General features: G+C 60.8%; 20 protein-coding genes. 4 read left to right on the top strand and 16 right to left on the bottom strand.

Translation table 11 applies throughout. The features are described from left to right. Nucleotides 1-121 precede the first annotated feature (121 nt). From WG29040_RS19495 to WG29040_RS19440, 12 genes are all read right to left on the bottom strand, one after another. Nucleotides 122-922: an endonuclease/exonuclease/phosphatase family protein gene (locus tag WG29040_RS19495; protein ID WP_010656101.1), complete on the bottom strand. Its 801-nt coding sequence runs from the start codon at nucleotides 920-922 to the stop codon at nucleotides 122-124. 61 nt (nucleotides 923-983) lie between these two features. Beyond that, entirely contained in the window at nucleotides 984-1,685 is a 702-nt protein-coding gene (locus WG29040_RS19490) for a glycosyltransferase family 2 protein (RefSeq protein ID WP_010656100.1), read from the bottom strand. Next, nucleotides 1,682-2,281, bottom strand: a complete 600-nt coding sequence (locus tag WG29040_RS19485) for an SAM-dependent methyltransferase (RefSeq protein ID WP_127196722.1) — start codon at nucleotides 2,279-2,281, stop codon at nucleotides 1,682-1,684. The genes WG29040_RS19490 and WG29040_RS19485 overlap by 4 nt, the downstream gene beginning before the upstream one ends. A gap of 3 nt (nucleotides 2,282-2,284) precedes the next feature. Next, complete coding sequence (locus WG29040_RS19480; protein WP_003447564.1) at nucleotides 2,285-3,049, bottom strand: PIG-L deacetylase family protein; 765 nt, start codon at nucleotides 3,047-3,049, stop codon at nucleotides 2,285-2,287. Beyond that, nucleotides 3,046-4,047: an acyl-CoA dehydrogenase family protein gene (locus WG29040_RS19475; protein WP_127196721.1), complete on the bottom strand. Its 1,002-nt coding sequence runs from the start codon at nucleotides 4,045-4,047 to the stop codon at nucleotides 3,046-3,048. Before WG29040_RS19475 ends, WG29040_RS19480 begins: the two co-directional genes overlap by 4 nt. Nucleotides 4,048-4,049: 2 nt before the next feature. After that, a complete protein-coding gene (gene glgX / locus WG29040_RS19470; protein WP_003447568.1) occupies nucleotides 4,050-6,212 on the bottom strand; it encodes a glycogen debranching protein GlgX in 2,163 nt (720 codons plus the stop codon). Between the two features lie 165 nt (nucleotides 6,213-6,377). Continuing rightward, on the bottom strand, nucleotides 6,378-6,629 hold the full coding sequence (locus tag WG29040_RS19465) for a DUF2934 domain-containing protein (protein WP_010656096.1): 252 nt from the start codon (nucleotides 6,627-6,629) through the stop codon (nucleotides 6,378-6,380). Nucleotides 6,630-6,645: 16 nt separating this feature from the next. Then, nucleotides 6,646-9,414 carry a malto-oligosyltrehalose synthase gene (locus WG29040_RS19460; RefSeq protein WP_127196720.1) on the bottom strand — a complete coding sequence of 923 codons (2,769 nt, stop codon included), beginning with the start codon at nucleotides 9,412-9,414 and terminating at the stop codon, nucleotides 6,646-6,648. Beyond that, complete coding sequence (gene malQ, locus WG29040_RS19455) at nucleotides 9,411-11,492, bottom strand: 4-alpha-glucanotransferase (protein WP_127196719.1); 2,082 nt, start codon at nucleotides 11,490-11,492, stop codon at nucleotides 9,411-9,413. Before malQ ends, WG29040_RS19460 begins: the two co-directional genes overlap by 4 nt. Continuing rightward, nucleotides 11,485-13,296: a malto-oligosyltrehalose trehalohydrolase gene (gene treZ, locus WG29040_RS19450; RefSeq protein WP_127196718.1), complete on the bottom strand. Its 1,812-nt coding sequence runs from the start codon at nucleotides 13,294-13,296 to the stop codon at nucleotides 11,485-11,487. Before treZ ends, malQ begins: the two co-directional genes overlap by 8 nt. Before the next feature lie 14 nt (nucleotides 13,297-13,310). After that, nucleotides 13,311-14,879: a glycogen synthase GlgA gene (gene glgA / locus WG29040_RS19445; RefSeq protein ID WP_003447579.1), complete on the bottom strand. Its 1,569-nt coding sequence runs from the start codon at nucleotides 14,877-14,879 to the stop codon at nucleotides 13,311-13,313. Nucleotides 14,880-15,275: 396 nt separating this feature from the next. Continuing rightward, a complete protein-coding gene (locus tag WG29040_RS19440) occupies nucleotides 15,276-15,722 on the bottom strand; it encodes a DUF411 domain-containing protein (RefSeq protein ID WP_003447581.1) in 447 nt (148 codons plus the stop codon). A gap of 176 nt (nucleotides 15,723-15,898) precedes the next feature. On the opposite strand from WG29040_RS19440, the gene WG29040_RS19435 reads away from it, so the two are divergent. Beyond that, nucleotides 15,899-16,684, top strand: coding sequence for a helix-turn-helix transcriptional regulator (locus WG29040_RS19435; RefSeq protein ID WP_003447583.1), 786 nt, complete (start codon nucleotides 15,899-15,901; stop codon nucleotides 16,682-16,684). A gap of 84 nt (nucleotides 16,685-16,768) precedes the next feature. Continuing rightward, nucleotides 16,769-17,728 carry a zinc-binding alcohol dehydrogenase family protein gene (locus WG29040_RS19430; protein WP_127196717.1) on the top strand — a complete coding sequence of 320 codons (960 nt, stop codon included), beginning with the start codon at nucleotides 16,769-16,771 and terminating at the stop codon, nucleotides 17,726-17,728. A gap of 508 nt (nucleotides 17,729-18,236) precedes the next feature. Here the strand turns inward: WG29040_RS19430 and WG29040_RS19425 are convergent. After that, entirely contained in the window at nucleotides 18,237-18,890 is a 654-nt protein-coding gene (locus WG29040_RS19425) for an HD domain-containing protein (protein WP_127196716.1), read from the bottom strand. A 32-nt stretch (nucleotides 18,891-18,922) separates the two neighbouring features. Further along, entirely contained in the window at nucleotides 18,923-19,453 is a 531-nt protein-coding gene (locus WG29040_RS19420; RefSeq protein ID WP_010656090.1) for a DUF4946 domain-containing protein, read from the bottom strand. Between the two features lie 227 nt (nucleotides 19,454-19,680). On the opposite strand from WG29040_RS19420, the gene WG29040_RS19415 reads away from it, so the two are divergent. Beyond that, nucleotides 19,681-20,958: a serine/threonine transporter gene (locus WG29040_RS19415; protein WP_003447591.1), complete on the top strand. Its 1,278-nt coding sequence runs from the start codon at nucleotides 19,681-19,683 to the stop codon at nucleotides 20,956-20,958. A 557-nt stretch (nucleotides 20,959-21,515) separates the two neighbouring features. Beyond that, a complete protein-coding gene (gene rfaD, locus WG29040_RS19410; RefSeq protein ID WP_127196715.1) occupies nucleotides 21,516-22,505 on the top strand; it encodes an ADP-glyceromanno-heptose 6-epimerase in 990 nt (329 codons plus the stop codon). 129 nt (nucleotides 22,506-22,634) lie between these two features. Here rfaD and tal read toward each other — a convergent pair whose 3' ends face one another. Both tal and WG29040_RS19400 read right to left on the bottom strand, forming a co-directional pair. Next, entirely contained in the window at nucleotides 22,635-23,558 is a 924-nt protein-coding gene (gene tal, locus WG29040_RS19405; RefSeq protein WP_010656088.1) for a transaldolase, read from the bottom strand. A 156-nt stretch (nucleotides 23,559-23,714) separates the two neighbouring features. Continuing rightward, a complete protein-coding gene (locus WG29040_RS19400) occupies nucleotides 23,715-23,942 on the bottom strand; it encodes a hypothetical protein (RefSeq protein WP_003447596.1) in 228 nt (75 codons plus the stop codon). Between the last annotated feature and the right edge of the window lie 46 nt (nucleotides 23,943-23,988).

Below are 23,988 nucleotides of genomic sequence, written 5' to 3'. Positions count from 1 at the left end.
GCGGGGGGCTGCTACGCAGTCCATCGCAGCCTCGTCAGCGACTACAGGTGAGAGGCCACGAGTGTGACGGTCCCAGGGCAACCGGGCGCAGCCTTCGGCAACTGCCGCTACCAACGATTGTTCACAGATGCACTTCCACCGCCAACGGCAGGTGATCCGAGAGATGGGGCCACGGTTTGTGGCCCAGGATGGTCGGGTGATGACTGGAGGCATTGCGCAGGTAAATCCGGTCCAGACGCAGCAGCGGCCAGCGCGCCGGGTAGGTCCTGGCCAGTTTGCCGTGGTGACGTTCAAATACTTCGTGCAGGTCGTCACGCTGGGAAAGCATGGCATTGCCTTGCTCTTTCCAGTCATTGAAATCACCGGCAATGATCACCGGATCGTCAGGCGGCAAGGACTTGAGCAACTGATTGAGCAGCACGATCTGCAACTGTCTGTGGCTTTCCAGCAGGCTCAAGTGGACGCATATCGCATGCACGTTCTCGTGCCCCGGGACATCCAGCACGCAGTGCAGCAGGCCACGCCGTTCCGGGCCGGTGATGGATACATCGAGGTTGCGGTATGACTTGATCGGGTACTTGGACAAGACCGCATTGCCGTGATGACCGTCGGGGTATACCGCATTGCGCCCGTAGGCGTAGTCGGTCCACATGCTGTCAGCCAGGAATTCATATTGCGATACCTGTGGCCAGGCGTCGTAGCGCGATGCGTGCTTCTCATGTTCGCCCAGCACTTCCTGCAGAAAAACCAGGTCGGCCGATGTACTGCGTACGGCGTCGCGCAGTTCGGGCAGGATGAAACGGCGATTGAAGGCGGTGAAGCCCTTGTGCATGTTGACCGTGAGCACCTTCATTCGGTGTACATCAGGCACTGCGCCCGGGGCGGGTGACTCAATGTCGTTACCGGCAATATCAAGGGTCATGGTTTCTCCTGGGTTGTCAGGGTCCGACCCGGTGCGAGCCTGGCCGTTCAACACAGGCTATTTATAGCGCACCGGGCCGTGGGTCCGGTTGATGTTGATCAGCTGCCGGGGCGATCAGCAGTGACTTCAGGTAATCGCCGAAGCCACCCCTGGCGCGGCAGTCCAGCCGGGCACTGGTGGTCACCCTGGGCCGGTGGCTCCAGGCGATGGAGGCACCACTGGCCTGCAGCCGCTTCACAAGATGCACATCTTCATGGCACGCCAACGGCTGAAAACCTCCAGCATCGCGATATGCCCGGGCACTGAAGCCCAGGTTGGCGCCATGAATGTGCCGATGCCCGTCCCGGGCCTCATAGGCCGCCAGATATCGGGCGCGGGCAGGGGCATCGACCAGGGGGCCCCAGTCATCGATCCGCACGGTGCCGCATACGGCATCGGTATTGAGCGCCAGTTGCGCCACCAGCCAGTCATCGGCTACCAGGCTGTCTGCGTCGGTGCAGGAGATCCATCGCGCCCCCTGCTCAAGCAGCCACTGTGCACCGGTGCCCCGGGCGACTCCGACATTGCGGGCCTTGATGTGCAGCACCTTGATGTCGTACTTGGCGGCTATGTCTGCCGAACCATCGCTGCAACTGTCGAGCACCAGCGTCACCTTGACCGCCTCGCCGTTGAGTTCGGGGTGCCGGGCTGCCGTGAGCGCAGCTTGCAGGCATTGCGCGAGCAGATCTTGCTCGTTGTGAGCAGGTATCAGAATGCCGATCATCGCAGGCCCTCCTGGCTTGCCACTGACATAGGGTCGAGGCCCCAGACTTCAAGTACAAAATCATCTTCCAGGTGCTGCGCGAGCCGGCTCAGCCCCAGGCCGGCATGCAGCAGGCCATGCACTTGATCCCCGGCCAGGGCGCAGCCCTCGATGGCCGGGCGCCAGTGACAGGCCAGTACCTGTCCCTGCTCCGCAAGGCTGCCCGCGATCCGCTCAATCATGGACTGCAACTCGTTGGCATCCAGGTAGTAGCCCAGTTCACTGAGTACGATCAGGTCAAAACGGCCACTGGCCCAATCCGCCGGTAACCGGCTCTGGCGAACTTCAACGTTCGGGCAGTGGCTCAGGCGTTGCTGTGCCAGTTCGACCGCCCTGGCGGCTGCGTCGCAACACAACAGGCGATCAGTGCGCTGGGCCAGGCCTGCACTTAACTCGCCATTGGCACAGCCCAACTCATAGATCGACCCATAATGCTGACGCGGCAAGCTGGCCAGGGTCAGTGCGCGTTTGCGCTGTTCGTACCAGCGCTCGCGAAAAGCCCACGGGTCCGGGTTCTGCTCATACAGCTGATCAAAAAAAGCCGTGGAAACACCCATGTTTCACTCCTGTACAAAGACTATTTCGTAGGGGCGCAGCAGGCGCTCGAGTGCCAGGGCCGGCAAAATCGGGCCTGAGCCGGTACTCGGGTCGTCCTGCAACTGACTGCTGAACGCACTGGCCGCATAGCGTTTACGCGCCATGGCACTGGGGCTGAGGTTGATTTTGTACGCGCGGGCCCAAGGTACCCGGGCATCGTCATCGCGGGCCCAGTGCCAGGTCCAGATCGGCAGCTCATGCAGGGTCGCGCCCACCGCTTTGGCGGCAGTGCTGCTGGCGCGGCCGACCGCATCGTGATCGCTGTGGCCGTCCTCGCGCCAGGTCGCGAACAGCACATCACCGGGGCGTAACTGCTGCTCGATAAACACTGCCACCGCGGCCTCCCGGGTGGCGACCTGACTGTCCTCAAACCCTGCCCGTAGCCATTGCCACTGGGGTAGTGCGAGCCCCAGGCGGCGCAGCGCTTCTTCGGACTCCTGAACGCGCAACGCGCCCAGCTGCTGCGCGGGCCATCGGGTTGACCCCGGGTGGCTGGCAGTGCCGTCGGTGACCGAGATAAGCAGCAACTCACGGCCGGACGCGCCGATCATTTGCAGCAAGCCACCGCTGCCCAGTATTTCGTCATCCGGGTGCGGGGCAATGATCACCGCGCGGGCGCCTTCGGGTACCAGGTCCGACAGCTGTATTTCCGGCAACCCGGCCAGGCGCCGGGATTCGCTCCAGTGCTCAAGCGAGGTACCGGCCCCTACGATCAGATTGGTTTTCATAGCGGCCACCAGGTGTCAGGTTGCAGCGCCACCAGTTTGCCCAGGGCTTGCAGGTCGCGTTCGGCATGGCTTTGGCGCAGGTACACCGGCAGGTCGGCGCTGAGCCGGGCAAAGTGCGGATTCTGGCAATAAGGGCCCGCGCCCAGTGCCCGGCCCACATGCTGAATCACCTGTTCGGCGCAGGCTTCAATGTGCGCCCGGGCCTGACGTGCCAGCAGTTGCGCGTCGGCCTCTGGGTTCTCATCGACCCGCCGGGCGCACTCGCGCAAAACGCAGGAGGCGCTGTACAGCGCAGCATTCACCGCGCCCAGATGGGCCTGGGCGTGGGGCTCTTCGCGCTGGCTGCAGTGCTGTTGCAAGTAACTGCCCAGCCGGCTGGCTGCAGCGTGCCAGCAGGCGGCGATACCGATGGCGCCGTGCCAGAAACCCGGGCGCTGCAAGTAGTCGCCGGGGCGGCCGATACAGGTGGCGGGCGCCTGGTCGAAGGTCACCTCGACACTGGCGGTGGCGCGCATGCCAACCGCTTCCCAGCCGTGTGACGAGACGCTGATGTGTGGCTGGTGCATGTCCACCGCGACCAGTTGCACCGCGCCTTGCTCATCCCGTGCGGTGAGCAGGCCATGACTGACCACCGCCGCGCCCGAACACCAGGCCTTGCGGCCGGTGAGGATGGCCTGGCCATCGGCCAAATGCACATCGACCCGGGCATCCGGCGGTTCTGCCGCCCACAATCCCCAGGTGCTGCCCGGTGCAGGCCGGGGGGCACCCAGTTCGTGGAGGGTGGCCAGGGCATCGGTATGGCCTTCATAAAGCTTGCACAGGCCCAGGTCCTGGCTTGCGACCCGCCCCAGTCGCTGCCAGCGCTCCAGGGTCTGGCCGCTGCCCGGCATCGGCAGTTGATCGAGGCCGGCCTGCACCATTTGCCGCAGGCAATCGCCCAGCGCCTGAGGGGTGTCCAGACGCGGCGCGTGGATTTCAAAAAATGCGTGCAGATCCATGTTCAGGTCCCTTGTTCACGCATCAGCTCGAACAGCGCCATCGAACGTCCATTGACGCAATAGGTGCTGTTGAATGCCAGGACATCCTGGCCCTTGATGTCCGGGTCGAAGGTGTCGAATTTACAAATCCAGCCGGTGCCCTCGGGCACTTCGGGCAGGGTGAAATCGACCCCGTCATGGTGCGCGTTGACGGCAATCAGCAGTGTGGCGTCAGCACCGGCCCGTTGTACCCCCGAGACCCGGGCCCGGCCGTCCAGGAGCATGCCCAGACTGCGGCCATTGGCGTCCTGCCACTGCTCGATACTCATTTCATTGCCGTCGGCGGCCAGCCAGGTCACGTCCTTGACCCCCAGTTCTTCGTTGTAGTGGCCGACCAGAAACAGGTTACGGCGCAGGATCGGATAGCTCATGCGCAGTTTGATCAGGCGCTTGACGAACTTGAGCAGCGACTTGCCGTCTTCGTCCAGGTCCCAGTTGATCCAGCCAATTTCGCTGTCCTGGCAATAGGCGTTGTTATTGCCGTGCTGGGTACGGGCGAATTCGTCACCGGCGACGATCATGGGTGTGCCCTGGGCCAGCAGCAGGGTGGCAAAGAAGTTGCGCATCTGGCGCAGGCGCAGGCCGTTGATTTCGGGATCGTCGACAGGGCCTTCAGCCCCGTGGTTCCAGGACAGGTTGTTGTTGCTGCCGTCCTGGTTGTCCTCGTCGTTGGCCTCGTTGTGCTTGTCGTTGTAGGACACCAGATCGTGCAGGGTGAAACCGTCGTGGGCGGTAATGAAGTTGACCGAGGCATAGGGCCTGCGCCCACGCTGATTGAACAGCTCGCCGGAAGCGGTCATGCGCGCGGCGAAATCGGCCAGTTGGCCCTCGTCGCCTTTCCAGAAGGCCCGTACGGTATCGCGAAAGCGGTCGTTCCACTCCGCCCAGCCCGGCGGGAAACCGCCCACTTGATAGCCCCCGGGGCCGCAGTCCCAGGGTTCGGCAATCATCTTCACCTGACGCAGCAACGGGTCCTGACGGCAGGCCACCAGGAAGCTGTGCCGCTCGCTGAAGCCTTCGTGATAACGCCCCAGAATGGTCGCCAGATCGAAGCGAAAACCGTCCACGTGCATTTCATGGGCCCAGTACCGCAACGAGTCGGTGACCATCTGCAGCACGCAGGGGTGGCTCAGGTCCAGGGTGTTGCCGGTGCCGGAATCATTGATGTAGTAGCGATTGTCATCGGGCATCAGCCGGTAGTAGGAGGCGTTGTCGATCCCGCGCATCGACAGGGTGGGGCCTTGCTCGTTGCCTTCGGCGGTGTGGTTGTAGACCACGTCGAGAATGACTTCCAGACCGGCCTCGTGCAGGTGCGCGACCATCTCCTTGAACTCGGCGATTTTGCCGCTGGCCAGGTAGCGCGGGTCGGGGGCAAAAAACGCGATGCTGTTGTAGCCCCAGTAGTTGGTCATGCCTTTTTGCAGCAAGTGCTGGTCGTTGACGAACGCATGCACCGGCAGTAGTTCGACGCTGGTGACCCCCAGCTTGCGGATGTGCTCGATCACTTCGTCAACCATCAGTCCGGCAAAGGTGCCGCGCACATCTTCGGGTACCGCCGGATGGCGCATGCTGATCCCGCGAACATGGGTTTCGTAGAAAATCGTACGGTCCCAGGGCACTTGCACCCTATGGTCGTGACCCCAGGTGTGGGCGGGGTCTATCACTTTGCATTTGGGCACGAAGGGCGCGCTGTCACGTTCGTCGAAACTCAGGTCGGCGTCGGGATGGCCGATGGTGTAGCCAAACAGCGCTTCAGACCATTTAAGTTCGCCGACCAATTGTTTGGCATAGGGATCGATCAAGAGTTTGTGGTGATTGAAGCGGTGGCCATTTTCCGGGTCATAGGGGCCATAGACACGGTAGCCGTAGATTTGCCCCGGGTGGGCATCGGGCAAGTAGCCGTGGAAGGTTTCGTCGGTGTACTCGGGCAGTTCAATGCGCTCAAGCTCGATTTCGCCGCTGGGATCGAACAGGCACAGTTCGACTTTGGTGGCGTTGGCTGAAAACAATGCAAAGTTGACCCCCAGCCCGTCCCAGGTGGCGCCGAGCGGAAAGGGCAGGCCTTCACGAATGCGCGAGGGTTCAACGTCCGGAGTTGCAGGGGGGGGCGACTTGGGCTTGGTCATGACTGCTCCTGGGTAATGGGTTAAATCCTGAACGTTAATTCGCAGCGCGACTGGCGAAGGCACCGTGTTTTCAGGGCATAGCTTTGCCGTCAGGCATTACTGGCCTGCTAAAAATCTGATCAAAGATTCAGTGCGCAGACAGGTCTGCGCACTGCAAAAACCGGGTTAGGGTTTTGCCGGCTTGCGGGTTGCCTTGGGCTTTTTCGCCACGGGCTCTTTCGCAGCCGGTCTGGCGGCCGCGCCAGGGTCTGGTTTGGCCCGGGCCTTGCGAGGTTCGGACTGGGACGGGGCGAGTGCTTCGGCCTGCGCCAGTTTGTGCGCCATCTCCCAATGCCGGGCTTCCTGGCCCTCGGGCTGGCCTTCGGATTCCCAGATCTGGTAAGCAAACTCACGGATGCGTTTTTCGTTGTTACTCATCGCAAAGCTCCTGAACTCAAGGGTTGATCATGAGATTGACGGGGAAGGTATCGAGAGCATCGCAGACCCGCAGCGTCTTACTTTTAGTGACTACCGGTGTTTCAAAAAGTCCCTTTAATTTGAGGTTTAATCCGTCAAACGGTAAATCGATGCAGGTATCTGCCCAAATGGACTTTGAACTAAAGACGGGCGCCTGTTTTTGCAGGTCGGCGGCGCTCAAGCGTGGCACCACGATCACCGCCAGTTGATCCTGCCAGCGACGGGCAAATGCGAGTACTTGGGTGGCCCGCGGACCGCTTACCGTCAGCGGGATATAGCTGCCGCGACTGAACAGCTGCGGGTGGCGCGCGCGCAGATGCAGGGTGCGGGCAATCAATGCCTGTTTGATCGCACCACTGCGCCACTGCTGCAGCAGCTGGTCTTCACTCAAAGGGCTGGCAAGCAGTTGCTGGCGCTGTTCGAAGTCCACGGGCCGGCGGTTGTCCGGGTCCACCAGGCTCAGGTCCCAGAGGTCGGTGCCCTGATAGATGTCGGGAACCCCGGGGGTGGTCAGTTTCAACAGACATTGCGCCAGCCCGTTGACGGCCCCGGCACTGGCGATGTCTTCACAGGCCTGAAACAGTTCGGTGCGTAAAGCGAGCCCGGCCGGTTGCAGCAGCAGTCGGGCAACAAAGGTTTTGACCCCTTGCTCATAGGCTTCGTCAGGGGCGTCCCACTGGCTCTCGAGCTTGGCTTCGCGCAAGGCCTTGAGTTGCCACTGCCAGATTCTGTCGTGGTATTGCTGCAGGCCCGGAGCATCGTCAAGCCGCAGATCCAGCGGCCAGGTACTGAGGATGATTTGATACAGGATCAACTCATCGCCGGGCGTCGGGCCACTGGCGTCTGCCCGCAGTGCCTGTGCCAGGGGTTGCCAGCGCTGCACGCACTGCACGTACCAGGCACTGCGCTCACTGAGTACGGCAAGGCGCGCGCGGCTGTCTTCGCCGCGCTTGTGATCATGGCTGGCGGTGGCCAGCAGGTTGTCCGGGAAGTGCTTTGAACGCTGCTCGCAGACGCGGTGAAAGTCTTCGCTCGGGGCACTGATACGTTCGGTACTGAAGCCGACATCGTTGCGCGACAACAATCGTCCATAGCGGTAGAGCGCCGTGTCTTCCACGGCTTTGGCGGCAGTGGGCGAGGTCAGTTGCTGAAAACGCACACAGGCATGCTTGAGGCGTTTGCGTGAAAGGCCTGCAGGCCAGTTGCGCCAGGCAGCGCCCCCCAGCCACTGTTGCAAATTGTCCAGCACGGGCCAGTCGGCTTCACCCAGCTGCTCCCGGGCGCCAGCCATTGCCTGTTCAAAGAAGACCTCATCGGCCGCGCTGCGGCCGTTCGCGCCGATATAGATGCGGTACACCGGAAAATGCATCACCAGCGCTTCCAGAGCCCGGCGTATGGCGCCCAGGGTCAGGTCGCGGCTCATGATGTCGTCGCGGGCAACGTCCAGCAATGCCTGGGCCACGCTTGAAAAATCACCGGCAAGGGAACCGTTGAGGATCTGTTGGCGTGCCAGCAAGGCTTCGGCGTGAAAGTCGGCTGGCCGCTGGCTGAGGCCGGACCATAACTGCGCCAGGGGTTGCTCACCCTCGGGTTGATGCTGAAGCAGTGACACCTGATCCATGAATTCATAGCCGGTGGTGCCGTCGACACACCAGTCGCCGGGCAGCAGCTCGTCCATGGCGAGGATCTTTTCGACATAGATGGGTATATGCCGGCCCGGGCTCAGGCTATCTACCCGGCGGCGCAATTTGCGGCAATACCCGCGCGGGTTGGCCAGGCCGTCAATGTGATCGATGCGCAGCCCGTCCACCAGGCCCTGTTCAATCAGCTGGAATATTTTGCCGTGGGTGGCATCGAAGACCCTGGAGCGCTCAACGCGCAAACCCGCGAGTTCGTTGACATCAAAGAAGCGGCGCCAGTTGATGTCGTCGGCGGCAGTGCGCCAGCTGGCCAGTCGGTAGGCCTGACGCTCGAGCAACTGGTGCAGGCGGGCAAAACCCTGGGCGTGGCGTGAATCGAAGTGTGACAACAGCTGCTGTATGGCGTCATCAGCGCCGGGCGACTGGCTGAATACGGCCAGTTGCTGTTGCAGCGCCAGCCCCTGCTCCCGGGGGCTGTCACTGTCTTTAAGCGCCGAAAATTGCTCTGCCAGCACCTGCAAGGACTGCTGCGGGCTGTTGCCGAGGAGGGTGGCGTAGTGCAGCGGGCAAATGGGGAAATGATGGGTGCCATACTCTGCGTGAAAAGCGCCCGTGTCGGCATTGAAGCGCAAACGGATACTGCCTTCTTGCAGGCTTGCACCGTAGTCATTGCCCAGAAATGGCAGCAACAGCTGACCCTTTAGCAAGGGGTCGGAGGAGTGCCACTGGATGTCAAAAAACTCGGCGTACGGGCTGGCCCGGCCCCAGGCCAGAAGGTCTTGCCACCAGGCATTGTCAGACCCGCCCACGGCCATGTGATTGGGCACGATATCGAGGATCAGGCCCATGTCGTGGGCCCTCAGTTCGGCCACCAGACGCCGCAGCGCCGATTCGCCGCCCAGCGCCGGGCTGACGTGGGCCGGGTCCACCACATCGTAACCATGCATCGAGCCTGTGCGGGCGGTGAGCAAGGGCGAGGCATATAGATGGCTGATGCCCAGGCGCGCGAAGTAGGGCACCTGAAGTCGCGCATCATCCAGTGTGAAACCGGCATGCAATTGCACGCGCTGGGTCGCGCGCACGGGCACTGGCGGCTGCCCGTTCATTGATCGCGCTCCTGGGCTTGCAGTCGCGCGCAGGCGAGCAGTTCCAGGCGTCGGGCAACGTCTGCTGAATCAAGCAGGGTGTCGCAGTCTGCGGGAAGGCGTCGGCACCAGTTGGGGTGGCTGCTGATGGTCCCGGGCAGATTGGCCTGTTCTTGCAGGCCCAGGGCATCTTCTATGGGCAGCAGCACCAGCGGCGCGCGGGTATGTCCAAGGAAGCGGGCGCTGGCGTCGAGCACCTGGTCGGCCCCGGTGGATTCGTCCAGAAAATTCTGCCGGTCCTGACTCAGCGCCCGGTGCAGGCCATTACGTTCATGCTGGCGGTTTTCCCGCCAGTGGGCCTCGGTTGCCTGATCCACCATGCCCAGCCGGGCATTCCAGTCGATGTCGCGCTCCAGCCACCAGCCATTGAGGGTTGGCAGATCATGGGTGCTGGTGGTGGCCAGCGCGTTATCCGGCCAGTCCAGAATGGGCCGGAAATGGGCCCCGTAATCCTGTTCAAACAACAGCACGCGCATGCCCAGAATCGAGCGCTCGCTGAGTTTTTCGCGCAGGCCGTCGGGCACGGTGCCCAGGTCTTCGCCCAGGACAATGGCTTGATGGCGTACGGATTCCAGCGCCAGCAAGCGCAGCATGTCTTCGACAGGGTAGTACAGGTAGGCCCCTTCATGGGCCGGGGCGCCCAGGGGGATGACCCACAGGCGTTGCAGTCCCATTACATGGTCGATACGCAAGCCGCCGGCGTGGGCGAAGTTGGCCCGCAGCATTTCGATAAAGGCGCGGAAGCCGTTGCGCTTGAGGCCATCGGGGGAAAATGCGGAGATGCCCCAGCCCTGGCCCTGACGATTGAGCAAGTCCGGTGGAGCACCGACGGTGAGGTGCGCCAGCAGTTCATCCTGACGGCACCAGGCCTGGCTGCCGCCGCCATCGGCGCCCACCGCGAGGTCGGCGATCAGGCCAACCGCCATGCCGCTGTCGCGGGCGGCCTTTTGCGCCTGAGCCAGGCACCGGGCAATCAGCCACTGGCAAAAGGCGTAATAGCCGATGTTGTGGGCTTGTTCTTCGGCAAATATCAGCAGTGCCGGGCTGTCGGGATCGCGCCACTGTTCGGGCCACTGCCGCCAGTCCAGGCTTTGCTGCTCGGCCACATGCTGCGCCTGCAAGGCTTCGAACCGGCAGTGGTTTTCCAGGGCTTCACCGCCTTCGTCGCGAAACTGCAGGAAGTCGTCCAGCAGCGGCTGTTCACCGAGCAGGAAGTCTTCGTAGAGCTGGCGCAGCAGGGTTTGTTTGGCCAGGGTTGCCGCTGGCCAGTCAATCAGCGGCAGTTGCTCCAGCCGGTGCAGTTCGGGGGCAAGACCGCAGGTCTCGATGGCCCTTTGCACCGGGACCTCACCCAGTACGGTGGCGGGGGCGGCGTACAGGCTGTTGAGAAACAGCCGGCTGGAGGGCGAGTAGGGGCTGTAGCGATACGGGTCGCAGCTGAACATTGCGTGCATCGGGCTGATCGCCAGGGCATCGGCGCCACGCTCGCCGGCGGCCTGGGCAAAGTGCGCCAGGGCCCGGGTGTCGCCAAAGCCACCATCGCCCTGGCGTTTCAGGGCGTACAGTTGCGTGCTCAAACCCCAGGCCCGGGGTGTGGCACTGTTGACGGCGTCCGCCATGCTGTAGCAACGGGCCGGAGCTACAGCGAGGATGAAGTACTGATCTTCGACCTGGGCCCGGTGATAACCCACCCCGATCATGCCGGGAAGCCAGGCGTCGGCGTCCAGTTGAATGTCCAGGGTGCCGCCGGTTTCCAGATGGATGACGCACTGGCTATGGGGGTTGAAATACCGCGCCAGGTTCAGGCTTTTGCCCACGTCGGCAGTCAGCAGCGGCGGCAGGTGTTTGTTTTGCTGCTCCAGCTGCAGGTTAAGCATGCTGGTTTCTATGGCTTCGGCCGTATCGGCAGGTAGACCGAGCCCGGCCAGTACCGCTCTCAGTGCGTGGGCCGGTACATGCTGGGGCGTCCCGTTGGCATCTACCCAGTCCACGGCCAGGCCGGCACGACTGGCCAGTATTTCAAGTTGCGCTTCACTCATGGGCGCTCTCCGGTGGGGGCGATTGACGGGGGGCGGCAAGCAGGCTGACCAACGCGCAATAGGGGGCCAGCAGATGCTGCTCGTGGAGTTGCGAGGCCACTTGGGGCTGGCTTTGAAACAAGATTTCGGTAGCAGGCGCCGGGGTGTGGGGCACCGCGCGGGAACTCAGATTGAGGGTGATGTTCAGCACGCTGCCGTCGCCCATGCGCCAGTGAGCGGCCACGGCGCCTGCCGCCAGTACATGGGCCCCCAGGGATTGGGTTCCGGGCAGGCGCGCAATGATCGATTGATGGCGTATGCGCAGTAATTCTTGATAGAGCGCCAGCATGTTATTGCGCTGCCCGTCATCGACCCCGGGCAATGACGGGCGGGCATGGCTAAAGGTCGATAACAGGTTGGGATCGGGAATTTCCGGCCCCTGGCTTATCGAGTTGAAGCTGCTGAAGTCGGCGAATTCCTTGCGTCGGCCCTCGGTGACGGCCTGGGCCAGTTCGCCGGTGTAGTCGGTGAAAAACAGAAAGGGCTCGGGCGCTGCACTTTCTTCGCCCATGAACAGCAACGGAATCATCGGCGATAACAGCAGCAAGGTGGTCGCGGCGCGCAAGGCCTGGGGCGGGCAAAGCTGATGCAGGCGATCACCCAGGGCGCGATTGCCGACCTGATCGTGATTTTGCAAGAACAGGACGAAGGCGGTGGGCGGCAAATGGCTGCTGGATTCACCCCGGGCATTGCCGTGGCGATCGTTCTGGCCTTGAAAGACAAAGCCCTGACTCAAGCAACGAGCCAGCTTTTGGGTGTTGTTTTCGACAAACTCGGAATAATAGGCGTCGGTTTCTGCCGTCAGCAGTACATGCAAGACGTTGTGCCCGTCGTCATTCCACTGTGCGTCGTAGTCTTTTTCCAGGAGAAAGGCCTGATTGGCCTCGTTTTCCAGGGTCAGCCACAGCTGTCGTTCCGGGCCTGCGCGCTGGCGTACATGCTGCGCCAGTTCATGCATAAACCCCGGGTGATTGATTGCATGCACTGCATCCAGGCGCAGCCCGTCGCAGCGATATTCAAGCAACCACATCAGCGCGTTGCCGATGAAAAAGTCACGTACCTCACGGCGTTCGTAATTGATGCCGGCCCCCCAGGGGGTGTGGGCCTGCTCGTTGAAAAACGGGTTGGCATAGGTGGGCAAGTAATTGCCTTGCGGCCCGAAATGGTTGTAGACAACGTCCACTATGACCATCAGGCCCAGGCCATGGGCCTGGTCAATCAACTGCTTGAGTGCCTGGGGTGAGCCGTAGGTGTCATGGGGCGCGTACAGCAGGGCGCCGTCATAGCCCCAATTGCGTTCGCCGCTGAACTGCGCCAAAGGCATCAGTTCGATGCCGGTGACGCCCATTTGTGCCAGGCGTGGCAACAGCTTGGCCACTTCGGCATAGCCACCGAGCACGCCGACATGCAGTTCATAAATCACCGCTTCATGCCAGGGCCGGCCTTGCCAGTGGCGGTTGCGCCAGTGGTAATCATTGGGATCGAGCACCACGCTGTAACCCTCGAGCCCGCCGTCCTGCGCCCGGGAGGCCGGGTCCGGCACCGTAAATTCGCCATTGATGCAGTAGCGATAACGGGTGCCCTTGGGGCAGGGGGCATCCAGCACAAACCAGCCCTGCGCCCGGGCCGGCATTGGCAGCGACCGGCCGTTATCCAGCTCAAGGCTGACCGAATGCGCATCCGGGGCCCAGAGGGTGAAGCGTGTGTGTTGCGCGTCCAGCAGGTGGGCGCCATGGGGCCAGGTTTGCAATGTCTGTGAAGGCATCGACTAAGGCCTCTTTAAAATTTGCCGGCGTTGCTCAGAGACGTGCTGACCAATTGTTCATAGAGTTCGGCGTAGGGTTCCACGGCCTTGCACCAGTTGAACGGCGCAGTCATGGCGCGGCACCGCATGGCATTGAGCAGGCCCGGGTAGGCAAACACCTTGAACGCCCGGCACAGGGCCTGCTGGTAGCTTTCGACAGTGGACTCATCGAACAAGAAACCGGTCACGCCATCGTCGATGGTGTCAGCCAGGCCGCCGGTATTGCGCGCCACGGGCAGCGAGCCGAAGCGTTGCGAGTACATCTGGCTCAAGCCACAAGGTTCATAGCGCGAGGGCATCAATAAGAAGTCGCTGCCGGCGAACATGCGGCGGGCGTCGGTTTCGTTGAATCCGATGCGCACGCCGACCTGTCCGGGAAAGCGCAGGGCCAGGTCGCGCATGGCCTGTTCTGCTTCGGGTTCGCCGCGCCCTATGATGCAAATCTGCCCGCCCGAGGCGACGATATACGCCGCCACGGCCTCGGTCAGGTCCAGCCCTTTCTGGTACACCAGACGCGACACCACGGCGAACAAGGGGCCTTTGGATGGTGTGAGGCCAAACAGGTTGCGCACGTGATCGGCGTTCAGGGCCTTGCCCTTCCAGTCGCCAATGCTGAACGGCGCGACCAGATGCGGATCGGTAGATGCCTCCCAGCTTTCATCAATGCCGTTGGGGATTCCGCTGAGCAGGCCCTGTTGGGTTTTGCTGGCCAGGAAACCATCAAGCCCGCAACCAAAGCTGGGGGTGGTGATTTCGGCGGCATAGGTGGCACTGACGGTGGTGATATGGCTCGAATAGGCCATCCCGGCCTTGAGAAATGACAATTTGCCATAAAACTCCATGCCGTCCTGTTGCAGGGCATGGTCCGGAATGGCCAGCTCGGGGCAGCAGGCCCGGCTGAATACACCCTGATAGGCCAGGTTGTGGATGGTGAACAGGGTGGGGGTGCGCTGTCCGCGCCAATGCATATACGCCGGTGTCAGCCCGGCCGGCCAGTCATGGGCATGCACCAGATCGGGCTGCCAGTGAATTTGTGCCAGATTGGCCGCAATATCGGCCGCAGCCAGGCCCAGGCGGGCAAAGCGGATATGGTTGTCCGGCCAGTCACGGCCATTGTTGGCACCATATGGGCTGCCTTCGCGCTCATACAGTTCGGGGCAGATCAGTACATAGATGACCAGCCCGTCCTTGAGGTCCATGCGCCCGATCTTGCATGGGGGCAAGGCTGCGTGACCGCTGAGTTCGCCGATGATATGGATCGGATTGTCGCTGTTTAGCACCTGGCGGTAGCCCGGAATCAGGACCCGCACATCATGCAGGTGGCGCATGGCCCGGGGCAGTGCGGCGGATACATCTCCAAGGCCGCCGGTTTTAACCAGATCGGCCAGTTCCGATGTGACAAACAGCACCTTCTTTTTATTGGGGTTGGCATTTCCTGCCGGCAGTACTGCCTTCCCTGCAGGGCCTGAATCTGACAGTGAAATCAGATTGGAGGCCTGCGGGTCAAGCCGATCATCTTGTTGGGAAGCAGCAGCACTGATCATGACTCTCTCCCTTTGTACTTATAGATTCACTTTGTCTGTCCGGCAGGGAAACAATCATTTCCTCAGGGGCGACATTCAACTCCAGATTGTTAAGCGGTTGACCACCGAAGCCATGGGCGCGCAGTCGGCTGACAGATCGCTGCAAGGAATGCACCACAAAGGGTGACTTGCCTTTAACTTGACCTGTAGCCAATGCAGAAGGTTCGGTTTATTTAAGCGCGAAAATCAAGCGTCGCAATTGCGACAGCTTCAAGTGTAGGAGGGATGCCGGGAGGCTGTGGGACAGGTGCCTGAAATAAGCGCCATAAGGTGGGGAATCGGCTGAGCGGTAAGTCCTGGCAGCCAGGCGGTCTTGTCCGCAAACGCACCTGTTCGGTGCGTTTGCGCAGGCAGGGGTCAGTTGCCCGGATATTGCGCAATGACCTCATCACTGCCGTCGTTACGCAGGCCTATCACCTGGTAGGCATCCTTGCGGTCGCCCATTTCCATGCCCGGGGAGCCCACCGGCATGCCCGGCACGGCAATACCCTTGAGGTCGTTGCGTTTGCTCAGGGCGACCACTTGATCGGCCGGCACATGACCTTCCACGAACTTGCCGTTGATCATGCCGGTGTGGCAAGAAGCCAGTCGCGGCTCTACGCCAGCCTGCTGTTTAAAGCTGCTCATGTCCGCTTCAACATGGTCATTGACCTTGAAACCATTGGCTTGCAGGTGGGAGATCCAGGTTTTGCAGCAGCCACAATTGGCATCGCGGTGAACATCGATGGTCAGTTGCTCGGCAGCCTGTGCCATTGAGGTCAGCAACAGGGCCGAAAGGGCGACAAGACGCAATGGGGTTTTCATCGGGTTTCTCTTAATCCAAAAAGTTTCAGCCTGAGTGCCGGGCACTGTCAGGCAGCTGATAACAAGATGACGATTTTGTCAGGTAGGGGCATTTTTGGTGCATTCAAGACCTCAGTCTGGTTGTCGAGCAGCAGCTTGGCTACCATGGCTCTTCACTTTTCTGACGTCTTCAGTTCATGGCACTTGCAGTCCCGCCTGATTTGTCTGATCCCGGCGTGCCGGTTCAGCCGTTGGCCCGTACCTATCCGCGTGGTTTATACATTGATCCCCATGAGCATGAATGGGGCCAATTGTTATATGCCATGTCCGGGGTGATGTGGGTCGACACCCCGGAGGAAGCCCTGGCGGTTCCGCCACAACGGGCGGTCTGGCTACCGCCGGGGGTGCCCCACGGGATCCGGGTGGTCTCGGACTTGCAGATGCGCAATATCTATCTGCCTCCGGCACTGGCCAGCACTCTGGACAGCACCGTGCAGGTGATTGAAGTCGGACGTTTGCTGCGCGAATTGATCATCAATCTGGTGGAGCAGGCTGCTGGGCAATCGTCCTACACCGAGGCTGTGCTCAATCTGACGCTGCTCGAGTTGCAACGCGCGGGGCGTACCTTGCTCAGGGTGCCGATGCCCGATACACCTGACCGGCGCCTGCTGAACCTGTGCCAGTCGGTAATGGCCAGCCCGACCCTGGATATTTCCTTCGAGCAACATGCGCAGAACGCCGGGGCCAGTGTCCGTACCCTGGCGCGGCTGTTTCAGATGGAACTGGGTACGGGCTTTGCGCAGTGGCGGCGTCAGGTGCAACTGGCGACCGCAGCTGCCGAACTGATTCAGGGGACTTGTGTCAGCCAGGTCGCACGCTCGCTGGGCTATTCCCCCAGCAGTTTTAGCGACATGTTCCGACGCGAGTTGGGGGTCAGTCCTTCGTTATATGCACTGCGCCAGGGCGCAGCAACGGCGGTTTGACCGATAGGCAGAAGGCTTTGGCCGATACCTGTCGGCTGTCGGTCATACACTGGGAGCATCAATACACCACCCAGAGGGCTGAGCATGAAAGCACTGCAATTCTCCAGAACCGGCGATCTGGCCGCACTGACCCTGGTTGAAGTGCCAACCCCCGTACCCGGTGCAGACGAGGTGCTGGTGCAGGTCAAGGCGGCCGGCCTGAACCCCAGCGATGTGAAGAATGTGCTCGGGCGTTTCCCCTACACCACCTTGCCGCGTATTCCGGGGCGTGACTTTTCCGGGGTGATTGTCGAGGGACCAGCGGCGTTGGTGGGGCAGGAGGTATGGGGTACCGGCCAGGAACTGGGCTTCTATGGTGATGGTTCCCATGGGGATTTTTTGCGCTTGCCGGTTGCGGGAGTCGCGCTCAAGCCCCGCACATTGAGCTTTGTTCAGGCCGCCAGCCTGGGCGTGCCCTATACCACGGCATGGGATGCGCTACAGCGCAGTGATGTAGGGGCGGATACCTGTTTATTGGTGATCGGTGCCAACGGTGCTGTAGGCAGTGCCGCCATTGCGCTGGCGAAAGTCCTCGGCGCCAGGGTGCTGGCTGCGGTGCGGCGCCCTGACCAGGCTCAAGTGCTACGGGAGCAAGGGATTGAAGTGATTGTGCTGGGCAAGCCCGAAGATCTGGCCGCTCAGGTCAGCGCAGTGTTCAGCGATGGTGCTGAAGTCATATTCGACACCACCGGGCACTGGCTGCCAGCGACCGTTGCGGCGTTGCGGATTTTTGGTCGTGTGGCCTTCATTGCTGCACCACTGGACGGCCATGTGCACTTGCCGGCGCTGGCGCTGTATCGCAAGGGCGGCACGTTGATCGGGGTCAATTCGCTGCTTTACAGCTGTGGCGAGTGCGCCCGGATGCTTGATCAATTTGGCCAGTATTTCGACCAGGGCCTGCTGCCCGTGCCCCGTGTGCTGCAAGAAGCGCGGTTGGCAGACGGGTTGAGCAGTTATGCCGAGGTCAATGCAGGGACCTGCGCCAAAGTGGTGCTGATCCCGTAGGCGCACTGCCGGCCAAACCCTGTAGGAGCGAGCTTGCTCGCGATCTTTTTGCTGCGGTATCTAAGGCCGCAACAGCTCGCGAGCAAGCTCGCTCCTACAGAGGCGGGGGTTGGTGAAATTCTTGTAGGAGCGAGCTTGTCTCGCGATATTTTCGCTGCGGTATCTGGGGCTGCAACAGCTCGCGAGGCAAGCTCGCTCCTACAGAGGGTGGGGTTGGTGAAATTCTTGTAGGAGCGAGCTTGCTCGCGATCTTTTTGCTGCGGTATCTGAGGCCGCAACAGCTCGCGAGCAAGCTCGCTCCTACAGAGGGTGGGGTTGGTGAAATTCTTGTAGAAGCGAGCTTGTCTCGCGATTTTTTTGCTGCGGTATCTGAGGCCGCAACAGCTCGCGAGCAAGCTCGCTCCTACAGAGGCGGGGGTTGGTGAAATCTTTGTAGGAGCCGAGCTTGTCTCGCGATCTTTTCGCTGCGGTATCTGCGGCCGCAACAGCTCGCGAGGCAAGCTCGCTCCTACAGGCCGGCTATTTCATCCATGAAATCCTGCACAAACCATTCAAGGCGCTTATGTCTGATGGCTGCCAGTCGCGCACCTTCCGGGGTTTGAAAACCTGACGCCAGCTTGAGCAACTTGGTATGGAAATGCTCGAGGGTGTAACGCTTGTCCTGATACTCGCGTCCCGTCGCCTGCGGGTTTGTGAAGTCATACAGCGCCGACCCCATTCTTCCCGATACATAAAAGCAGCGTGCTACGCCGATCAGGCCGATGGCATCCAGGCGGTCACTGTCCTGCAGTATTTTTGCTTCCAGAGTGGCGGGCGTCAGTGCCGCGGAAAAACTGTGGGTCTGTACCGCGTGGGCCACTGCGTTCACTCGCGACTCGGGCCAGCCCAGCCCCGTCAGGATGGTCGCGGCTTTATTCGCAGACAGGGTTGAGGCCTGCGCCCGCAAAGGCGAATCCTTTTCCACTGCCACGCAGTCGTGCAGAAGGGTGGCGGCCAGGAGAATTTCCAGATCGCCGCCTTCCCTGGCCTGAATCACTTGTGCATTGGTCCACACACGGTGGATATGTGACAGATCGTGGGAGCCGTCCCCGTTGTCCTCCGCCAGCCAGGCCTGCAAGGTGTCGGCCAGAGCCTGAAAGGGAAAGAATGGCTGAGTGTTCACGGGGCAGGCTCCGGTCCGGACAGGTAAAGGGCTTATTGCGCCAGACGCAGGCTGGCACGAATCCCCAGGACTTCAGCTTCGTTGGCTTTGTAGCCGTCTGCCGGACCTGCGTAGGAAAGGGCATAGGCGTTGCTGTCATGGGTGGCGGCGACCAGGGTCTGGGTGATCACGTGGTTGCCGTTCTGGGTGATTTTGCAGGTGGTTTCCAATGCCTCCAGACCGCCCAGGGTGCTGCTGTGAATTTTGTTACAGGCACTCTGGTAGCCGGCGCCGGCGAAGTTCTTCTGCAAGGTCTTGCGCATCTGCAGCAGTACCGCTTCCATATTGACCTTGTGGTCAGGAGCCAATGTGGTCTGGGTAAGCTCCATCACCATCAACGGATCACCGTTGGGGTCATTTTTTACCGCCCGCTGGCGCTGGCCATTGTCATCGGGGGCAGGTGGCACGGCCTGCACCTCCCAGTCGCCGGGCCAGGTAATCGTCAGACTTTCGGCATTCGCCGTCGGCAGCGAAAGGGCGGCGAGAAGTCCGATGAGTGCGGTGTAACGGTGCGAAAAAGTCATGGGCGACAGGCCTTTAGGGCGGTTTCATGGCAAGCATAGTGTATCAATTAGTGTCCAGCTCTTGCTTTGGGATGGAAGATCATTTGTACCATTGCTCAGCTAAACCTTTGCTTCTTATGACTAATCCCGGAGAATCGCGCCCTTCTTACGGCCGGGGCGTTGTCTGTAAGGTGTGTTTTGTCCGCCCCGGCTGCGTGGTAACGACCGGCTAGCGGAGATTCGACCGGATGAATGACCAGGCTAACAGCGTCGATGAACGCTTTGACGCGGCACCCGCGACCCTCAGTCGCTGGAGTCGTCATGACACTACCTGGATGCTGGGCCTGTTTGGCACGGCCATTGGCGCAGGTACTTTGTTTTTGCCCATCAATGCAGGGCTTGGCGGCTTTTGGCCGTTGCTGATTCTGGCGTTGCTGGCGTTTCCGATGACGTTTTATGCTCACCGCGGTTTGACCCGCTTCGTACTCTCCGGACGCGAAGGCTCTGACATCACGGATGTTGTTGAAGAGCATTTCGGCTTGCGGGCCGGTGCATTGATCACGCTGCTGTATTTCTGTGCGATTTTTCCGATTCTGTTGATTTACAGCGTTGCCCTGACCAATACGGTCGGCAGCTTCATGCTCAATCAACTGCATGTCACACCACCACCCCGGGCGATTTTGTCGCTGGTGCTGATTCTCGGCCTGCTGGCCGTGGTGCGTTGCGGCGAGCAAGTGATAGTCAAGGCCATGAGCATGATGGTCTATCCGTTCATTGTCGCGCTGTTGTTTTTGGCGGTGTTTTTGATTCCCCACTGGAATGGCGGGATTCTGAGCACGGCGAGCACCTTGCCGGCTCCCTCAGCATTGCTGCACACCTTGTGGCTGGCGATTCCGGTGATGGTGTTTTCGTTTAACCATTCGCCGATCATCTCGGCCTTTGCCGTTGATCAGAAGCGCCGTTATGGGGCGAACGCCGATGAGCGCAGCTCGCAGATCCTGTCCCGCGCCCACCTGTTGATGGTGGCAATGGTGCTGTTCTTCGTCTTCAGCTGCGTGCTCACCCTGTCACCTGAGCAGCTGGCTGAAGCCAAGGCGCAGAATCTGTCGATCCTGTCCTACCTGGCCAACCACTTCAGCAACCCGACCATTGCCTTTGCCGCCCCGTTGATTGCCTTTGTAGCGATAGCCAAATCGTTCCTGGGTCACTACATCGGCGCCAGCGAAGGTCTTAAAGGCCTGGTCCTGAAGACCGGCAAGCGCCCGGCAGCGAAAGCCCTGGACCGCATGACCGCAGCGTTCATGCTGATAGTGTGCTGGGCAGTAGCAACGCTCAACCCAAGCATTCTGGGAATGATCGAAACCCTGGGCGGCCCGGTGATCGCGGCCATCCTGTTCCTGATGCCGATGTACGCGATTCGTCGGGTACCAGCCATGCGCCAGTACTCGGGCAAGATCTCCAACGTGTTTGTCACCGCCGTTGGCCTGGTGGCAATTTCGTCGCTGGTTTACTCGCTGATTCCTTGATTCAGCTCCGCCCGTCGCTGCCATTCCGGGCGGCGCCGGGCGGGTGATTGTCCCTCGCAAGCCGTTCAAGGCTTGAGTCTGGCAAGCGCACCGAGGGTTCCCGTGGGCCATCCCCGTCGAACCCACTGCCGCTGCATGCAGACCTTCATACCCTCTATAGCGACCATACGGCTGGCTGGTGATCTGGCTGCGCCGGCGTCTGCGCGCTATTACGGCGATCCGCGCAACACATCCATACGTCTTATGCGTCTTATGCGTCTTCTGTGTAGGAGCGAGCTTGCCTCGCGATCTTCTGGCGATTCGAAGGACTGCGCAGGAAAAGCTCGCGAGGCAAGCTCGCTCCTACAATGAATGCGTAAATGCGTAAATGCGTAAATGCGTAAATGCGTGAATGGCTGAATGAATGGTTGAGCGGCAATCGAATCTCGGCGCTGTGGTCCCTGTGCCGTATGTCACTTTCGGCTATGTCACTCACTTGCGCGCTTGATCTGCATCAAGGCTGTCGGCCCGCACCGGCATAGCCTGAGCCCAAGCCATATTCCAGGAGGTAGTGACAGATGAGCATCATCGTAACCGGGGCCGCCGGTTTTATCGGCAGTAACCTGGTAAAGGCACTCAACCGGCGCGGTGAGCGTGACATCATTGCCGTGGACGATCTGACCGATGGCGACAAGTGCCGCAATCTGGCGGACTGCGATATCGCGGACTACATCGATAAACGCGAGTTCATGCATCGTTTTTCCAATCGTCAGTTGGGCGATATACGCGCCGTTCTGCATCAGGGCGCGTGCTCCAGTACGCTGGAACGTGACGGCCGGTTGATGATGGAGAACAACTACCGCTACAGCTGTGACGTGCTGCAAGCCTGTCAGGAGCAAGCGACGCCCTTTATCTATGCCTCTTCGGCAGCGGTCTATGGCGCCAACCGGGACTTTCGCGAAGTTCGCGAGTGTGAGCGGCCGTTGAATGTCTACGCCTACTCAAAATTCCTCTTCGATCAGCATGTGCGGCAATTGTCGGGCAAGGCACGCAGCCAGGTGGTGGGGTTGCGTTACTTCAATGTGTTCGGCCCCCGCGAGCAACACAAAGGCCGTATGGCTTCGATGGTGCGGCATTGTTTCAATCAATACCGCGACCACGGGCATGTCGAGTTGTTCGGTGAGTACGGCGGCTATCCGGCAGGCGGGCACATGCGTGATTTTGTTTCGGTGGAGGATGTGGTCAAGGTCAATCTGCACTGGCTGGATCACCCGCAAACCAGTGGCATTTTTAATCTGGGCAGCGGTGTGGCCCGCTCATTCAACGAGCTGGCGCTGGCAACGATCAACTGTTTGCGTGGAGCGCAGGGCCGGCCTTCCCTGACCCTGGAAACGGCAGTGCTTGAAGGGGTGTTGCGCTACTGCGAGTTCCCCGAAGAGCTCAAGGGCAAGTATCAGGTCTACACCTGCGCCGACTTGAGCCGGCTGCGCGAAGCGGGTTATGAGGAACCGATGTCGGGGCTGGAGGCGGGAGTGGAGGGGTATTGCAGGAGTCTGCTGACTTGCTGAGTTACCGGGGGGCGGCCATCGCGGGCAAGCCCGCTCCCACAAGATAAGCGCAGCTTCTGTCGCTGGGCCCGCTCCTGCAGGTTGTGTGCAGCTTCTGTAGGAGCGGGCATTGCGCGGTCTGTTGCGGGATTACCTGGCCGTCAACAACGCCTCTAGCTTTTCCTGGTCACGGGCGAACTGGCGGATGCCTTCGGCCAGTTTTTCGGTGGCCATTGCGTCTTCGTTCGAGGCCCAGCGGAACTGCGCTTCGTTCAGGCTCTGGCGCGGTTCGCCCTGATGCCCAGGGCTCAATTTGCGCTCCAGTTTGCCTTCGTCCAGGGCCAGTTTTTCCAGCAGGTCCGGGCTGATGGTCAGACGGTCGCAACCGGCCAGCTGTTCGATCTGGTTCAGGTTGCGGAAGCTGGCACCCATGACCACGGTCTTGTAGTCATTGGCTTTGTAGTAGTTGTAGATGCGGGTCACGGACTGCACACCCGGATCATCGGATCCTGTGTAGTCAATGCCGGTGGACTTCTTGTACCAGTCGTAAATACGGCCCACGAACGGCGAAATCAGGAACACCCCGGCATCGGCACAGGCTGCGGCCTGGGCAAACGAGAACAACAGGGTCAGGTTGGTCTGGATGCCGTCATTTTCCAGTTTTTCGGCGGCACGGATGCCTTCCCAGGTCGAAGCGAGTTTGATCAGTACCCGGTCGCGGCCCACGCCGGCCTTGTCGTAAAGCTCGACCAACTGGTTGGCCTTTTTCAGCAAGGCAAATTCGTCGAACGACAGGCGGGCATCGACCTCGGTCGAAATACGGCCCGGAATGACCTTCAAGATACCGCTACCCACCGAGACCGCGAAGTGGTCGCAGGCCAGGCCGACATCACCGTTGGCGTGGGCGATGGCATTTTTCAGCAGCTCGGCATAACCCGGCATGGCTGCGGCTTTGAGCAGCAGGGATGGATTGGTCGTGGCATCAACGGGTTTGAGGCGGGTAATTGCGTCGAGGTCGCCGGTGTCTGCGACCACGGTGGTGAACTGCTTGAGTTGTTCCAGCTTGGAAGTCATGAGCGTCTCTGTCGGAAAAGGTGTTAATGGCTGTAAAGATTGAGTGCGGTGTCGATCAAAAGTTCGTTAAACCCAGGCTGGCAGAATGCCGCCGAATACCTTGGTAGTGCAACTGATCGTGCGATTTAATCTGCCTCAGCAGCCATTTACCTCGATTCAGAGTTCCAGCGTGTACCGGTCTGGCTCGCGGCTTTGCTCACTCATCTGTACTGCGTTGATGGTTTTGCCCGTGGCCTGCTCAACCCGGCGCGCCACTTCAGGGTCGTCGGCAAAGGGGATCAGGCTGGCTTCGTCGATATCGGTCGCGGTTTTATGTTTCAAACACCAGCTAATGGCGCAATAGAGGCTGATGACGGCTGCGCTATTGAGGGCTATTTCGATCATGTCCGGCACTCCTTGTCGAAAGCACCCGATACCGGTCCGGCGACCT

The organism is Pseudomonas sp. PAMC 29040 (assembly GCF_003994535.1).
In the GTDB taxonomy this organism is placed as follows: domain Bacteria; phylum Pseudomonadota; class Gammaproteobacteria; order Pseudomonadales; family Pseudomonadaceae; genus Aquipseudomonas; species Aquipseudomonas paraversuta.
The sequence above is the reverse complement of the archived record's forward strand: the minus strand, read 5'-3'. Positions and strand labels throughout refer to the sequence as shown.

Coding starts and splice junctions, on each gene's coding strand:
- WG29040_RS19495 (WP_010656101.1), bottom strand. CDS start 922: ATGACCCTTGATATTGCCGGTAACGACATTGAGTCACCCGCCCCGGGC.
- WG29040_RS19490 (WP_010656100.1), bottom strand. CDS start 1,685: ATGATCGGCATTCTGATACCTGCTCACAACGAGCAAGATCTGCTCGCG.
- WG29040_RS19485 (WP_127196722.1), bottom strand. CDS start 2,281: ATGGGTGTTTCCACGGCTTTTTTTGATCAGCTGTATGAGCAGAACCCG.
- WG29040_RS19480 (WP_003447564.1), bottom strand. CDS start 3,049: ATGAAAACCAATCTGATCGTAGGGGCCGGTACCTCGCTTGAGCACTGG.
- WG29040_RS19475 (WP_127196721.1), bottom strand. CDS start 4,047: ATGGATCTGCACGCATTTTTTGAAATCCACGCGCCGCGTCTGGACACC.
- glgX (WP_003447568.1), bottom strand. CDS start 6,212: ATGACCAAGCCCAAGTCGCCCCCCCCTGCAACTCCGGACGTTGAACCC.
- WG29040_RS19465 (WP_010656096.1), bottom strand. CDS start 6,629: ATGAGTAACAACGAAAAACGCATCCGTGAGTTTGCTTACCAGATCTGG.
- WG29040_RS19460 (WP_127196720.1), bottom strand. CDS start 9,414: ATGAACGGGCAGCCGCCAGTGCCCGTGCGCGCGACCCAGCGCGTGCAA.
- malQ (WP_127196719.1), bottom strand. CDS start 11,492: ATGAGTGAAGCGCAACTTGAAATACTGGCCAGTCGTGCCGGCCTGGCC.
- treZ (WP_127196718.1), bottom strand. CDS start 13,296: ATGCCTTCACAGACATTGCAAACCTGGCCCCATGGCGCCCACCTGCTG.
- glgA (WP_003447579.1), bottom strand. CDS start 14,879: ATGATCAGTGCTGCTGCTTCCCAACAAGATGATCGGCTTGACCCGCAG.
- WG29040_RS19440 (WP_003447581.1), bottom strand. CDS start 15,722: ATGAAAACCCCATTGCGTCTTGTCGCCCTTTCGGCCCTGTTGCTGACC.
- WG29040_RS19435 (WP_003447583.1), top strand. CDS start 15,899: ATGGCACTTGCAGTCCCGCCTGATTTGTCTGATCCCGGCGTGCCGGTT.
- WG29040_RS19430 (WP_127196717.1), top strand. CDS start 16,769: ATGAAAGCACTGCAATTCTCCAGAACCGGCGATCTGGCCGCACTGACC.
- WG29040_RS19420 (WP_010656090.1), bottom strand. CDS start 19,453: ATGACTTTTTCGCACCGTTACACCGCACTCATCGGACTTCTCGCCGCC.
- WG29040_RS19415 (WP_003447591.1), top strand. CDS start 19,681: ATGAATGACCAGGCTAACAGCGTCGATGAACGCTTTGACGCGGCACCC.
- rfaD (WP_127196715.1), top strand. CDS start 21,516: ATGAGCATCATCGTAACCGGGGCCGCCGGTTTTATCGGCAGTAACCTG.
- tal (WP_010656088.1), bottom strand. CDS start 23,558: ATGACTTCCAAGCTGGAACAACTCAAGCAGTTCACCACCGTGGTCGCA.
- WG29040_RS19400 (WP_003447596.1), bottom strand. CDS start 23,942: ATGATCGAAATAGCCCTCAATAGCGCAGCCGTCATCAGCCTCTATTGC.